At 31.4% G+C, this 14,115-nt stretch carries 15 protein-coding genes; 7 read left to right on the top strand and 8 right to left on the bottom strand.

Annotated features, from left to right (window positions below):
• Positions 1–229: 229 nt before the first annotated feature.
• The 5 genes from bamA to AMD28_RS08575 all read right to left on the bottom strand — a co-directional run bounded on the left by bamA (position 230) and on the right by AMD28_RS08575 (position 5,897).
• Positions 230–2,848, bottom strand: coding sequence for an outer membrane protein assembly factor BamA (bamA, locus tag AMD28_RS08595; RefSeq protein WP_152975575.1), 2,619 nt, complete (start codon positions 2,846–2,848; stop codon positions 230–232).
• Positions 2,832–3,572: an isoprenyl transferase gene (locus AMD28_RS08590; RefSeq protein WP_055443732.1), complete on the bottom strand. Its 741-nt coding sequence runs from the start codon at positions 3,570–3,572 to the stop codon at positions 2,832–2,834. The genes bamA and AMD28_RS08590 overlap by 17 nt, the downstream gene beginning before the upstream one ends.
• On the bottom strand, positions 3,573–4,265 hold the full coding sequence (gene porG / locus AMD28_RS08585) for a type IX secretion system protein PorG (RefSeq protein ID WP_055443731.1): 693 nt from the start codon (positions 4,263–4,265) through the stop codon (positions 3,573–3,575). It abuts the gene before it with no gap.
• 98 nt (positions 4,266–4,363) lie between these two features.
• Positions 4,364–5,236: an NAD kinase gene (locus AMD28_RS08580; protein WP_055443730.1), complete on the bottom strand. Its 873-nt coding sequence runs from the start codon at positions 5,234–5,236 to the stop codon at positions 4,364–4,366.
• Between the two features lies 1 nt (position 5,237).
• Positions 5,238–5,897 carry a CBS domain-containing protein gene (locus AMD28_RS08575; protein ID WP_055443729.1) on the bottom strand — a complete coding sequence of 220 codons (660 nt, stop codon included), beginning with the start codon at positions 5,895–5,897 and terminating at the stop codon, positions 5,238–5,240.
• Positions 5,898–5,988: 91 nt separating this feature from the next.
• Here AMD28_RS08575 and AMD28_RS08570 point away from each other — a divergent pair, with 91 nt between their 5' ends.
• The 7 genes from AMD28_RS08570 to AMD28_RS08540 all read left to right on the top strand — a co-directional run bounded on the left by AMD28_RS08570 (position 5,989) and on the right by AMD28_RS08540 (position 12,108).
• On the top strand, positions 5,989–6,702 hold the full coding sequence (locus AMD28_RS08570; RefSeq protein ID WP_055443728.1) for a pyridoxine 5'-phosphate synthase: 714 nt from the start codon (positions 5,989–5,991) through the stop codon (positions 6,700–6,702).
• Between the two features lie 23 nt (positions 6,703–6,725).
• On the top strand, positions 6,726–7,502 hold the full coding sequence (locus AMD28_RS08565; RefSeq protein WP_055444343.1) for an alpha/beta fold hydrolase: 777 nt from the start codon (positions 6,726–6,728) through the stop codon (positions 7,500–7,502).
• A 47-nt stretch (positions 7,503–7,549) separates the two neighbouring features.
• On the top strand, positions 7,550–7,897 hold the full coding sequence (locus AMD28_RS08560) for a phage holin family protein (RefSeq protein ID WP_055443727.1): 348 nt from the start codon (positions 7,550–7,552) through the stop codon (positions 7,895–7,897).
• A 162-nt stretch (positions 7,898–8,059) separates the two neighbouring features.
• On the top strand, positions 8,060–9,388 hold the full coding sequence (gene tig, locus AMD28_RS08555) for a trigger factor (protein ID WP_055443726.1): 1,329 nt from the start codon (positions 8,060–8,062) through the stop codon (positions 9,386–9,388).
• Positions 9,389–9,517: 129 nt separating this feature from the next.
• Entirely contained in the window at positions 9,518–10,192 is a 675-nt protein-coding gene (gene clpP, locus AMD28_RS08550; RefSeq protein ID WP_055443725.1) for an ATP-dependent Clp endopeptidase proteolytic subunit ClpP, read from the top strand.
• A gap of 90 nt (positions 10,193–10,282) precedes the next feature.
• Positions 10,283–11,515, top strand: a complete 1,233-nt coding sequence (gene clpX / locus AMD28_RS08545) for an ATP-dependent Clp protease ATP-binding subunit ClpX (protein WP_055443724.1) — start codon at positions 10,283–10,285, stop codon at positions 11,513–11,515.
• Positions 11,516–11,589: 74 nt separating this feature from the next.
• Positions 11,590–12,108, top strand: a complete 519-nt coding sequence (locus tag AMD28_RS08540) for a GNAT family N-acetyltransferase (RefSeq protein WP_055443723.1) — start codon at positions 11,590–11,592, stop codon at positions 12,106–12,108.
• Here the strand turns inward: AMD28_RS08540 and AMD28_RS08535 are convergent.
• From AMD28_RS08535 to AMD28_RS08525, 3 genes are read right to left on the bottom strand one after another with little or no spacing between them, the layout of a single operon-like run.
• Positions 12,098–12,787, bottom strand: a complete 690-nt coding sequence (locus tag AMD28_RS08535) for a lycopene cyclase domain-containing protein (protein WP_055443722.1) — start codon at positions 12,785–12,787, stop codon at positions 12,098–12,100. The genes AMD28_RS08540 and AMD28_RS08535 overlap by 11 nt on opposite strands.
• Positions 12,788–12,790: 3 nt before the next feature.
• The gene (locus tag AMD28_RS08530) at positions 12,791–13,249 is read right to left on the bottom strand and encodes a sterol desaturase family protein (RefSeq protein WP_193787281.1); all 459 of its coding nucleotides are present in this window, start codon (positions 13,247–13,249) and stop codon (positions 12,791–12,793) included.
• Positions 13,250–13,278: 29 nt separating this feature from the next.
• Entirely contained in the window at positions 13,279–14,115 is an 837-nt protein-coding gene (locus tag AMD28_RS08525; RefSeq protein WP_055443721.1) for a phytoene/squalene synthase family protein, read from the bottom strand.

Here is a 14,115-nt window from a genome sequence, read left to right as displayed (position 1 = left end):
TGGCTTTATAAACTCTAAAAAGGACAAACGATTATTTATAGTTTTTTGTCATTTTTGGAATTAAGCTTTTCAAAATTAACGAATTTTAATTTTAAAAATTTTAATTCTTCTTTTAAATAATCAAAATGTTAATAGAAAATATCGTGCCAAATTTTTTTAGGTTCTTATTTTGGTTAGAAAAATAATCAAATTTGTTATCAATACCTATAGCATTGAGATGCAATATTTTCTAGAATTGTTGTCCAATAATAAAGTGAGTTTGCCATCCACTTATTTGATTTGGTTGCCCTGGAATACTATCAAACCCATAACCGAAATCAATTCCTAATAATCCGAAAGCAGGCATGAATAAACGTAGACCTAGACCTGAAGATCTTTTAAGATCAAAAGGATTGTAGTCTTTAAAGTTATTATAAGCGATACCACCTTCTAGAAAACCTAACATATAAATTTTTGCGGATGGTTTTAATGTAATTGGGTAACGTAATTCTAAAGAGAACTTGTTATAAATAGAACCACCATCACTTGTTACAAAGCCATCTTCATCTACTGGTTGTATAGATTGGTTTTCATAACCACGTAAAGCAATAGATTCTCTACCATCTAAACTATAGCTACCTAAACCATCTCCACCTACGAAGAAACGTTCGAAAGGAATAACACCTCTATCATTATTATACGCTCCTAAGAAACCAAATTCTAAACTAGGACGTAATACTAAGCTGTTTTTACCAATTTTTAAGACTTCTGTATACCAGTCTGCTTTGAATTTTATTTTGTAAAATTCTAACATTTTAAAACGTTCTTGATCTATTTCTGATATTCTAGTAAAAGCATCATCATTACCATTCGTGGTTTCCATTAATTCTGCTCTTTCGTCTGCTAATTCACCATAATCTACATTATTAAATAAAGAATATGGTAAAGATAATTTTGCACTTACATTGAAGTTAGAACCTCCTGTTGGGAAAACAGGATCGTTGTATGTGTTATTTCTGCTTAAACCAATAGTGTATGCTAGATTGTTTGAATAACCATCACCAAAAGTAAATAGTCCAGTGTTATAATTTTTTAAATCATAGTGTTGGAAACTTACCGCTTGAGAAAGTGTAAAGTAATCATCAGGAACAGAAAGTCTTTTTGCTAAACCAACAGATATACCTGTAATATTAAAACGCTTGTCTTTATCTGCATTTCCGGTACTTGAATCGTATAAAAATTGCTTAGAGTGTGAAACAGACGTAGAAAATTGTACTGGTTTTTTACCACCTAACCATGGTTCTGTAAATGAGAAACTATACGTTTGGTAAAATTTACTTGCTTGTAAACGAAGTGCTAGTTTTTGACCATCACCACGAGGTACAGGTTTGTATGCTTTTTTATTTAAAATGTTTTTAATAGAAAAGTTATTAAAGGATAAACCTAGGGTTCCAATAAAACCACCTCCACCATAACCACCTTGTAGTTCTATTTGGCTAGAACCAGTTTCTACAACACCATATTGTAGATCGATAGTACCTTCGTTAGGGTTTGGATTTTTAAAGTCTGTAGATATTTGTTCTGCATCAAAGAATCCTAATTGACTTAATTCTCTAATAGTACGAACTACATTTGCTTTACTATATAATTGTCCTGGTCTGGTACGAAGTTCACGGTAAATTACTTTATCGTTTGTAACATCATTACCATGTACCGTTACACTATTGAAATAGGTAGGTTTTCCTTCAGCAATTCTAATTTCCATATCAATAACATTACCTTCTGCATTAACTTCTACTGGGTTTATAGTAGAAAATAAATAACCGTTATTCTGATATAAATTGGTTAAATCTGCTGCGTCTGGTTTCGTATTGTCTGCAATTCTTTCTTGTAGTAAAACACCATTGTAGGTTTCTCCTTTATTAACACGTAGCACTCTTTTTAATTGCTCGTCAGAATATACTGTGTTACCAATAAATGAAATATCTCCAAAGCTATATTTTTCTCCTTCTTCTAGATTAATTTTTAAAGAAACGGTGTTGTCTTCGTTTTTTATTAAGCTGTCAGATAGTATTCTAGCATCTCTATAACCGTTTTCTTTATACTTGTTTATTAAACTGGTTAAGTCTGTTTTATAGTCTTCTTCTATATATTTAGAACGTTTCCAAAGTCTAGGGTAGACTCTTTTTTTGGTGTTCTTCATTGTACCACGTAGCTTTTTATCTGTTAAAACAGAATTACCAGTAAATACAATATCTTTTACTTTAACTTTTTTACCTCTATCTATTGCTAAAACCATGTTGACTTTAGCTTTCTTTAAAGTGTCTACAACTTCTATCGTGTTAATATTAACTTTCGCGTTATAGAAACCATCTTTTTTATACTTGTTTTGTAAGTAGTTTTTTGTAGTAGTTACCAGGTTTTCTGTAACCTTAACTCCATCTTCAAGCTTGTTTTCTTTTGTTATCGTTTCTCTTTTACTTTTTCTAACTCCTGTAATTTTAAGAGCATTAAGTTCTGGTAAGTCAGATAATCTAATTTCTAAGAATGCATTGTTGTCTTCTACTTTTAATAGATAGATGTCGATATCATTAAAAAGATTGGAGTTCCACAGTTTTTTAATGGCAGCACTAATGTCCTCACCAGGAATCTGTATTTCGCTTCCTTTTCTTAAACCAGAATAGGTAATAATGGTTTGCTCACTAAATGATGTATTACCATTTACTGTAATTTCTGCAATAGTGTATTTGTTACCTTTTGTAAATGTAGTTTGTTGAGCATAAGTGCTTAAACTAAATATGGTTACTATTACTGCTAAAAAATGTTTAGTACTTATTTTTAAATACTTTAGCTTAGCTAAGTTGTTCACTTGTTTTCCCAAATCTTCTTTCTCTTTTTTGATATTCTATTATGGCTTCGTATAAATTTTGCTTTGTAAAATCAGGCCATAATGTTTCCGTAAAATACAATTCTGCATAGGCAATTTGCCAAAGCAGAAAGTTACTAATACGTTGTTCGCCACTAGTCCTAATCAGCAAATCTACATCTGGTAAATTTTGCGTGTAAAGATGCTCATTAATAAATGATTCATCAATATTTTCGGGCGAAATTATATTATTTTTAACTTTAATTGCTATTTTTTTAACGGTATTTAGTATTTCTTCTCTTGAACCATAGCTTAAAGCTAACGTAAGAGTCATTCTGTTATTTGTTTTTGTCTTATCTATTACTTCTAGAAGTTCGCGATGTGCTTTTGAAGGTAAATCGGATAAATTACCAATAGCAGTTAATTTAATATTGTTTTTTTGAAGTGTTTTTATCTCTTTCTTTAATGCCGAAACTAAAAGTTTCATTAAAGTTTGTACCTCTAGCTTTGGTCTATTCCAGTTTTCTGTAGAAAAAGCATAAAGCGTTAGGTTTTCAATACCCAGTTCTGCGGTTGCTTCCACGGTTTCCCGAACAGATTTTGTGCCATTTTCATGACCAAAAGCACGAAGCATACCTTTCTGTTTTGCCCATCTACCATTGCCATCCATTATAATAGCTAGATGTTTAGGTAATTTGTTGATATTTATATTTTCTTTCAAATCCATTTAGAAGGAACAATAACAAGGTGTTTCACCAAAAGTATAGGTTAGTATAAAACCAGTAAATACATACCAGTCATTATTATTTAGATTTCCAAAAGCAAATCTATCATAAGCTTCTACCGCATCTGGAACACTTCCATCAATTTCATCTGTGAAGGTGTAACGCGCTCCAACTTCTCCTGCAAGTATTAAGTTTTGTGCTATTTGATGCTTGTATCCTAAAACCATTGGTATACCAAAGGCTACACTTGACGTTTCGTCGTCTACTAATTCGCCCTGGAAATTGAAATGAAAATTATCGTGTGTTGCAACGGTAATTCCTGTGTATAAATATGGTGTAGAGTTTGTTTTTCTACTGTGTAAGTTAAAATCAAGGAAAGTAAATTCGATACCTAATGAAGCTTCAATTATTGGATTGGTAAATTTGTAGTCTCTTTCTTTTCTTCTTGGATCTTTAGATTTGCTGTCGTTTGCTTCTAGTTCTGAGTATATTAATGAAAAACGAAAAGAATGTCTTGCACTTCTATTCCATTTAAAGACACCGCCAATTGCTGGTTGGTTTGGCGAAATGTACTTTGTTGCACCAACATCACCAATAAAATTACTACCACCAGCGAACACACCTATTTCATAGGTTTGTGCTTGCGATAGCTGAAAAGTTAAAGCGCTTATTACAATAATAATAAAATACCTCATATACGATTAAAGTTTGCAAATATAATAAATAAGATTAGCCAATAACAATTTGAATCAAATTGTATGGGAATAAAACAGTATTTCGGTTAAAATATTGTTTAATTCCGTTTATCCTCACCCCAAAGTAGTTTTTTTCTGAGTGTATCTAGAAAGCTTTCTTCTAATAACTCTAGCATTTTCACTGTGAAATCTGCTTTTTTAATCTTTATAATGGTGTTATTATTTAGTGTGGCTATTCTAGAATCTAAAGAAACTAAATGCTGGTCTTCTCTACCGTCTACCATTAATTCTATTTCTGTAGAGTCTGGTATTACTAGTGGTCTTGCACTTAGGTTGTGAGGCGCAATAGGAGTTAATACAAAACTATTGGTGTCTGGCGTTATTACTGGTCCGCCACAACTTAGTGAATATCCTGTAGAGCCAGTTGGCGTAGATACTATCAAGCCATCACTCCAGTACGACGTTAAATATTCTCCATTCAATTTGGTGTCTACAGTAATCATAGAAGTGGTGTTTTTTCTACTTACTGCAATTTCATTTAAGGCAAAGTTTATTTCTTTAATATCGGTATTTTCAGGAGAGGTTTCAATACTTAGTAAACTACGTTCGGAAATTTTATAGTTTTTATTTAAAATATTTTTAAAAGCTTCTTCTATATCGTCTGTTCGTATGGTTGCTAAAAAGCCTAAACGTCCTGTGTTTATTCCAACAATTGGAATGTTTAAATCTTTCACATAGGTTATTGCTCGCAAAATAGTACCATCTCCACCAATACTTATTAATAGATCAAAACTTCTGTTTAATTCTGTGAAAGATGGAATAGTTGCATTTTTTATCGAAGATTTTATATGATTTAAAAACTCTTGTTCTATGCAGATTTCGACATCTTCCTTTAATAGCAATTGCAATAAAATTTGAAATGCATCTATGGTTTTTTCGGAATAATACTGACTATAAATAGCTATCTTCATCTTAGATATTTAGATATTTGTTAAGATAGTCTGATCGTTCTTTTAGACTTTCAAGATAACTGTCCTCTTCATGTCCAGAAACTACATTATAGCTATAACGTCTAAAAGTTTGCATAATGTCATTCAATCCTGTGTTTCCTACTTTTAATGTTATTTGGACTACATCGTTTTCCATTTTAGAAATAAAAGCACCTAATAGTTTTCCGTCATTAGATTCTACTATTTGACTTATTTCGCTAAAGGAATAATCATTTAAACCTTTCTCTACTATTAATATACCTCCAGCTTCCGAGAAAAAAGGAGTGTCATTAAACAAACCAATAACATCTTTAAGTTCGTAATATCCTAAATAAGTATTGCTCTTGCTTAAAACAGGCATGATATTCGTCGAGTTCTGTGCAAAAGCTTCTAATGTATCTAACCAATTGGTGTCTTCTCTAACAAAAAAGCCTTCCACGGAATATGTAATTTCACTTACTAGTTTTGTAGTCTCAAAGCAATGTACATCTGTTTCAGAAATACAACCTAAATAAACACCTTCCTTGCTTTCTATAGGAATATGGGAATAGGTGAGTTGGTTAAACAGCACTTGTAAATCACGAACGCTATCTGTTAGTGTAAGTGGTTTGATGTCGTTTATTATATAATTAGAAAGATTCATTTTTCTTCATTTTTACTTCTGCAAATTAATCAAAAAAATAGTACAATAAGCTTGTTCTAGTTTGTATTTTTGTACTATAATACTTTATATAATGACAAAACTAAGTGTAAATATTAATAAGATAGCAACTTTACGAAATTCTAGAGGTGGCGATTTGCCAAATGTAGTACAGTTTGCAAAAGATGTACAGCGTTTTGGAGCAGAAGGAGTAACAATTCATCCAAGACCAGACGAAAGACATATTCGCTATCAAGATGCTTACGATTTAAAGCCAGAAGTATACACCGAATATAATATAGAAGGAAATCCAATTCCGAAATTTATAGATATGGTTTTAGCAATAAAACCAACCCAAGTTACTTTGGTTCCAGATAGCGTAAGTGCAATTACTAGTAATGCTGGATGGGATACTATTAAGCATAAAGATTTTTTAGTAGAAGTGATTCAAGAATTTAAAGCGAACGGCATTAGAACTTCCATTTTTGTAGATCCAGATGTAAAACAAATGGAAGGAGCAAAAGAAACTGGTGCAGATAGAATTGAATTATACACCGAAGCTTTTGCGCATCAATATGGTTTAGGTAATCATGACGCTATTAAGCCATATACAGTTTGTGCGGAATTGTGTAACCAACTTGGTTTAGGAATAAATGCTGGGCACGATTTGTCTTTAGATAATATGAAGTTCTTTAAGGAAAACATTCCAGGATTATTAGAAGTCTCTATTGGACATGCATTAATTTCTGAAAGCCTTTATCTTGGTGTAGAAAATGTAATTCAAATGTATTTACAACGACTTAAATAAGAACTCTAAATACGAATAGCTTGTTGACAAATAAAGAAATTTTACACTCCAATATACTAGGCGAAGGAAAACCATTTATAATTCTTCATGGTTTTTTAGGTATGAGCGATAACTGGAAAACCCTTGGTAATCAGTTTAGCGAAGCAGGTTTTCAAGTGCACCTTGTAGACCAACGTAATCATGGTAGAAGTTTTCATAGTGATGTTTTTAATTATGAAGTTTTAGTAGAAGACTTAAAGAACTATTGTGAAGCACATCACCTAGGAGATATTGTTTTACTTGGTCATTCTATGGGAGGGAAAACGGCCATGTTGTTTGCTACAGAATATCCAGAATTAGTTTCTAAATTAATTATAGCAGATATCTCTCCAAGATTTTACCCAATTCATCACGATGCTATTTTAGACGGATTAAGTAGTCTGAATTTTGAAGAACTAAAAACACGAGGAGCTGCAGATAAAGTATTAGCTAATTTTGTTTCAGAACCTGGAACCAGACAGTTTTTACTTAAAAATCTATATTGGATAGAGAAAGGAAAATTAGCACTTCGTATAAACTTAGAGGCTTTAAAAGAAAATGTAAGTGAAGTTGGCGAAGCATTACCAATGCATGCAAAATTTGACAAAGACACTTTGTTTCTTCGTGGTGACAAAAGCGAATACATTGCGCTACAAGACGAAGCATTAATTACTAGACATTTTCCTTTAGCAAAGATTACGACTATTGCTAACGCCGGACATTGGTTACATGCAGAAAACCCTGAAGATTTCTATAAAGCTGTAATAGATTTTGTAAATTAGATGGTAACTAATTATGGTTATTATATACTAATTAAATAAACAAAAATATGAACTTAATAATAAGACTTCTATTAAATGCTATTGCTGTATTTGTATTAGCGAATATATTATCTGGAGTACAAGTAGATGGTTATCAAACCGCAATTATTGTAGCCATTGTACTTTCTCTTTTAAACCTTATAGTAAAACCTATTTTAGTAATTTTAACCTTACCAGTAACCATTGTAACACTAGGTTTATTTCTGTTTGTTATTAATGCGTTTATTATACTTTTAGCCGATAATTTTATAGATGGTTTTGCGGTACGTAGCTTCTGGACAGCAATGCTTTTTAGTGTGCTATTAAGCATCTTGCAATCTATCTTGCAATCTTTTTTGAAACAAGATAAAAAGTAGGCTAATTTTCAATACGTTAAAAACTTTGTTGTAGTGTAAAAAAGTAGTATTTTTGCACTCCTTTAAAAGGAATTATTTGAAGTTTCTTTTAAATTTTATTTCTCGTAAAACGGAAATCTAAACTAGTGTTAAATGCCCTTTTAGGGTTTTATATCATTTATAATGAATATTACAAGAGAAAACATTGATGCATTAAATGCAGTAGTAAAAGTAGAAATCGCTAAAGAAGATTATAGCGACAAAATTGAAAAAATCTTAGTTGATTATAGAAAAACTGCTAACATTCCTGGATTTAGAAAAGGGCACGTGCCAATGGGAATGGTTAAGAAACAATATGGTAAAGCCGTTTTAGTAGACGAGGTGAACAAACTTTTACAAGAAGGTTTAAATAAATATTTAACCGAAGAAAAGTTAGATGTTTTAGGGCAACCGTTACCAAAAGTACAAGACGAAATCAATTGGGAAGCCGAAAACTTTTCTTTTGAATTTGAATTAGGTTTAGCACCAGAATTTAGCGTAGACTTAAAAAGTAAAAAAGCAATAACACATTATAATATTGTTGCTGGAGATAAAATGATTGATGATCAAATCGTAAACATCCAAAAACAATACGGTAAATTAATTTCGCAAACAGAAATCGAAAAAGACAGTGAAATAACTGGAACTTTTAAGAACGAAGAAAAAGAAATTGAAAATACAGTAACTATCACTTTAGATAAACTTAAAGGAGCTGCAAACGCAAAGAAATTTGTTGGTGCTAAAGTTGGTGATGTAATTACTTTAAAAACAAAAGGTTTATATAGTGACGATCATGATTTAATGCATGCATTAAAAGTACAACATGAAGATGCACATGGTTTAGAAATTGAAGTAACTTTTACGGTTACAGAAATTAACAAACGTGAGCTTGCAGATTTAGACCAAGAGTTATTTACCAAATTATTTGCAGATGGTAGCGTAACTTCTGTTTCTGAGTTAAAAGAAAAGATTAAAGAAGATGCCGAAAAACAATTCGTGCAACAAGGAGATCAAAAACTTTTAAATGATGTTACAGAATATTTAGTAGCAAATACTAAATTTGATTTACCAGCAGCATTTTTACAAAAATGGATGCAAACTGCAGGAGAACAACAATTAAGTGAAGACCAAGCTAAAGACGAATATGAAAAATCTGAAAAAAGCTTACGTTACCAATTAATTGAAGGGAAACTAATCACAGATAACAAAATCCAAGTAACCTTAGAAGATATTCAAGGGCATGCTAAAAACATGATTAAAGCACAAATGGCGCAGTTCGGACAAATGAATCCTTCAGAAAAAGAACTAGACGATATTGCTGCTCGTGTTTTATCTAACCAAGAGGAAGCTCGTAAAATATCAGAACAAATCGTTAGCCAACGCTTATTAAGTATCTATAAAGAAAAGGCAAACGTTAAAGTTAAAGAATTAACGTACGAAGACTTTGTAAAAGAAGTTTACGGAGATAAATAAGAAGGCAAAATAGTTACACTTAGCTTATATAAGTGTTAACATAATTTTAAAGAATAAATCCTTATATTTAGGCGTTGAAACTTTTACGTTTTAACGCCTTTTTAATAACTATAATTTTTATATCAACATATGGATTACGGAAAAGAATTCGAAAAATTCGCAATAAAAGACCAAGGAATTAGCAGTACATACTACAACAAGATAATTAGTAGCATGTATCCTACAAACTTGACACCAAATATAATTGAAGAGCGTCAAATGAACATCGCTATATTTGATGTGTTTTCACGTTTAATGATGGATAGAATCATCTTCTTAGGAACTGGTATTAACGACCAAGTTGCTAATATCATTCAAGCACAATTATTGTTCTTAGAAAGTACAGATGCTAATAAAGACATTCAAATTTACATCAACTCTCCAGGAGGAAGTGTATATGCAGGATTAGGTATTTATGATACGATGCAGTTTATTAAACCAGACGTAGCTACAATTTGTACAGGAATGGCAGCATCTATGGGAGCTGTTTTATTATGTGCAGGAACAAAAGGAAAACGTAGTGGTTTAACACATTCTCGTGTGATGATTCACCAACCTTTAGGTGGTGCACAAGGACAAGCTAGTGATATAGAAATTACTGCGCGTGAAATCTTAATCTTAAAAGAAGAGCTTTACAATATTATTAGTAAGCATTCTGGTCAAGATTACGACAAAGTATACAACGATTCAGATCGTGATTATTGGATGAAATCTGATAAAGCGAAAGAATACGGAATGATTGATGAGATTTTAGTGAGAAGCTAAAACAAAAGTAAACTGTCATATCTAACGTAGTAGAAATCTCTTATAAGGATAGATTTTTAATAGGTTAAGAATGATAATATAATTTAAGTAATGGCAAAAGAAGATTTAGAATGTTCGTTTTGTGGACGTAAAAAACCCGAAACAAACTTATTAATTGCAGGATTAGATGCACATATCTGTGATCGCTGTATTGAGCAAGCACATGGTATTGTTATCGAAGAGTCTAAACAAACCGATAACAGCGACCTTTCTGCAGAATTAGTATTACGCAAGCCAAAAAAAATTAAGGGCTTTTTAGATGAGTATATCATCGGACAAGAAGCTACTAAAAAAGTAATGTCTGTTGCTGTATATAATCACTATAAAAGATTATTGCAACCACCAAGTGATGACGATATTGAGATTCAAAAATCAAATATCATTATGGTTGGGCAAACTGGAACAGGTAAAACTTTAATGGCTAAAACGATTGCTAAAATGCTTAATGTGCCTTTAGCTATTGTAGATGCGACTGTGTTAACAGAAGCAGGTTATGTTGGTGAGGATGTTGAAAGTATTTTAACAAGACTACTTCAGGCTGCAGATTACAATTTAGAAAAAGCAGAAAAAGGTATTGTTTTTATTGACGAAATAGATAAAATTGCTCGTAAGAGTGATAATCCATCTATAACTCGTGATGTTTCTGGTGAAGGTGTGCAACAAGCATTATTAAAACTTCTTGAAGGTACTGTTGTAAATGTGCCGCCAAAAGGAGGTCGTAAACATCCAGATCAGAAATTTATTGAAGTAAATACAGAAAATATTTTATTCATAGCCGGTGGAGCTTTTGATGGTATTGATCGTGTAATCTCTAAAAGATTAAACATGCAAGCCGTTGGTTATTCTGCTTCTATGAGTGATAATGTTGTAGATCAAAACCACTTATTACAGTATATTATTCCTAAAGATTTAAAAGACTTTGGTTTAATTCCTGAAATTATTGGTCGTCTTCCAGTATTAACATACATGGATCCTTTAGATGCTAAAACGTTAAGAGCGATTTTAACGGAGCCTAAAAATGCGATCATTAAACAATACAAGAAATTGTTTGAGATGGATGAAATCGAATTTACCATTGAAGATGGTGCTTTAGATTTTATTGTTGGTAAAGCAATAGAATATAAGTTAGGTGCTCGTGGTTTACGTTCCCTTTGCGAAGAAATTTTAACCGATGCAATGTTTGAATTGCCAGGAGGTAAAGAGAAAGCATTAAATGTAACGCAAGAGTACGCAGAAGAAAAACTGACGAAAACAACGATTAAAAAATTGAAAGCAGTTTCTTAATTTTTATTTGTTGTAATTCTTATAAAAGCCATTTATAAATTTATTTGTAAATGGCTTTTTTTATATATTGAACTATGCAATTTAAAGACGTTCCAGAAATACAAACCAAAAGAGTAACATTACGTATTTTGAATACGAAGGATGTAGCTATCGTTTTTGCACTTCGCTCTAATGAAGAAGTAATACAATACATAGCAAGAGCACCTATTAATTTTGCTGAAGCTGAAATTAAAACACAAGAGTTAGTAAAATATATAGATAATAACGAATCTATTTCTTGGATTATAAACCTTAATGATCAAGCTGTACAAATAGGAAGCATTTGCCTATGGAATTTTAGTGCAGATCGAAAAACAGCGGAGGTTGGTTATGATTTATTGCCAGAATATCACAATAAAGGATTCATGAACGAAGCTTTGCAACGTGTTGTGCATTTTGGTTTGGATACACTTAAATTAGAGGTTATAGAAGCGTTTACTAGTAAACACAATAAAGGTTCTATTGCTCTATTAGAAAAGAATAGTTTTAAACGGGAAGAGGACAGAAAAGATGAAGGGTTTCCGGATAATATTATTTTTAGTCTTATACCTTAGTTTTTTTGTTTTTAAAATAACGATATAATTCTATATTCATGAAAATAAGAAGCAATCCGTAAATGGAGTCTTCCACAGGAATATTACCAATTCTAATTCCTAGATTTTCCGCATCATTATACCAAACAATCGGTTCTACTAAAAAGCTTCCAGTAAGAATACCGTTACTAATAAAAAAGAATGGTAGAATTAAAAAGTACGTGAAATAATGGTAGGAAAGATTGACTTTCTTCATTTTTAAATAGATTAGAAAAACAGCTGTACTTAAAAAAGTAATAGAAGTATACAGTTTTTCAAAATGAAAAAGGCCAACTACAAAAAGAGTAATTATGAAGAAAGAACTTAAAACCGATGCTATTTTTTCTAAAGGATTATGGTTAATAATATGTTGTAAGGCGAAATAGGTAAAGACACAGCAATATGGAATGCAGATAAAAAATAAAACTTCTTCTATTGGTAAATTACCTAAGTGAATTCCTGTTAGGTAATCGGTATTAAAACCCCAAATTCCTAGGTTTGTGAAAATAGAATCCCATATAATAAATAGTATAGCGACAATAATATTCGCTTTAAAAAAAGAATTCCATTCTTTGTAAAAAGCATGTTTTTTATAAAAACTCGCTATAAACGGAACAGAAATACAAGCTAAATCTACAAAAAGATAGGTGTATGATTGCATGTGTTATTTTTTAAACGTGTTATGATACTTTTTCGGAACAAATAACATTCCAAAACATTCTCCTTCCTGTTTTCCTAAATGTTTATGATGTACTTTATGTGCTTTTCTTAAACCGATAAGGTATTTGTTTTTTGTGTTTTTAAACCATTTAAAACGTTGGTGAATAAGTACGTCGTGAATTAAGAAGTAACTCATGCCATAAAAGAAAATACCTAAACCAATAAAGAACAGGTAATTTAAATTTGGATGTACACCAAAGTATAATAGTAGTATGCTAGGAATGGCGAAAATGACAAAAAAAGCATCGTTCTTTTCAAAGGCATGCGGGTATTTTGGTTGGTGATGATCTGCATGTAAATACCATAAAAAACCATGCATTACATATTTATGAGTAAGCCAAGTCACCACTTCCATACAAGAAAATGTGGCTATTGTAATTAGTATGTATAATATAATATTCATGATGTTGTAAGATACTTAATCGGTTAAAACTAATACGCATTTAATTTATATCGTATGTACGATTTAGTCAGTATAACTAATTTTAATGGATTGGAAACTCTAATTCTTCCGCTTAAAATCTTTTCAGGGTCTGCTTTTTTAAGTTTCTTTAGTAATTTTAAATAATATCGATACGCAATATAAACGCCAAGTCTGCTTTCTAAAGGTAATTGGATGATGCCTTTATATGCTTCGTGAAAATCATTTTCAATGTCTTTTATTATTTCTTCTTTATTCGAATTGTTTAGTGAATTACTATCCAAATTTGGAAAATATGATCGGCCTAAGTTTTCGGTATCTTCTTTAATATCTCTCAAGAAATTCACTTTTTGAAACGCAGAGCCTAAACGTGTTGCAGATTCTTTAAGTGCTTCAAATTTTTTATCATCATTATTTACAAATACCCGTAAGCACATTAAACCAACAACATCTGCAGATCCATAGATGTAATTTTCATACGCTTCTTTAGTGGTGTAATCTGTTACCATTAAATCTGCTTCCATGCGCTTTAAAAAATCTTCAGCATAGCTTTGTAGATGATACTTTCGAGCTACTTCTTGAAACGAATTTACAATAGGATTTAAACTTATCTTTCTGTCTAAGGATTTTTTATAATCGGCAACAAAATCATAGAATAAATCTTCTTGCGGATAATCTTCAAAAGAATCTACAATTTCATCGGCATAACGCACAAATCCATAGATTGCATAAATAGAAGGACGTATAGAAGGAGCAAATAGTTTTATGCCTAGCGAAAACGATGTGCTGTAGCTGTTAGTAACAATCTTGCTACATTTTAAACTGGATGTATCAAATAATGCTTTCAT

Source organism: Lacinutrix himadriensis (assembly GCF_001418105.1).
Taxonomy (GTDB): domain Bacteria; phylum Bacteroidota; class Bacteroidia; order Flavobacteriales; family Flavobacteriaceae; genus Oceanihabitans; species Oceanihabitans himadriense.
This window is presented reverse-complemented; position numbering and strand designations above follow the sequence as displayed.

Excerpts from the sequence above, each read along its gene's own strand:
- AMD28_RS08590 (WP_055443732.1), bottom strand. The coding sequence starts at position 3,572 with ATGGATTTGAAAGAAAATATAAATATCAACAAATTACCTAAACATCTA.
- porG (WP_055443731.1), bottom strand. The coding sequence starts at position 4,265 with ATGAGGTATTTTATTATTATTGTAATAAGCGCTTTAACTTTTCAGCTA.
- AMD28_RS08580 (WP_055443730.1), bottom strand. The coding sequence starts at position 5,236 with ATGAAGATAGCTATTTATAGTCAGTATTATTCCGAAAAAACCATAGAT.
- AMD28_RS08575 (WP_055443729.1), bottom strand. The coding sequence starts at position 5,897 with ATGAATCTTTCTAATTATATAATAAACGACATCAAACCACTTACACTA.
- AMD28_RS08570 (WP_055443728.1), top strand. The coding sequence starts at position 5,989 with ATGACAAAACTAAGTGTAAATATTAATAAGATAGCAACTTTACGAAAT.
- AMD28_RS08560 (WP_055443727.1), top strand. The coding sequence starts at position 7,550 with ATGAACTTAATAATAAGACTTCTATTAAATGCTATTGCTGTATTTGTA.
- tig (WP_055443726.1), top strand. The coding sequence starts at position 8,060 with ATGAATATTACAAGAGAAAACATTGATGCATTAAATGCAGTAGTAAAA.
- clpP (WP_055443725.1), top strand. The coding sequence starts at position 9,518 with ATGGATTACGGAAAAGAATTCGAAAAATTCGCAATAAAAGACCAAGGA.
- clpX (WP_055443724.1), top strand. The coding sequence starts at position 10,283 with ATGGCAAAAGAAGATTTAGAATGTTCGTTTTGTGGACGTAAAAAACCC.
- AMD28_RS08540 (WP_055443723.1), top strand. The coding sequence starts at position 11,590 with ATGCAATTTAAAGACGTTCCAGAAATACAAACCAAAAGAGTAACATTA.
- AMD28_RS08535 (WP_055443722.1), bottom strand. The coding sequence starts at position 12,787 with ATGCAATCATACACCTATCTTTTTGTAGATTTAGCTTGTATTTCTGTT.
- AMD28_RS08530 (WP_193787281.1), bottom strand. The coding sequence starts at position 13,249 with ATGAATATTATATTATACATACTAATTACAATAGCCACATTTTCTTGT.
- AMD28_RS08525 (WP_055443721.1), bottom strand. The coding sequence starts at position 14,115 with ATGAAAGCATTATTTGATACATCCAGTTTAAAATGTAGCAAGATTGTT.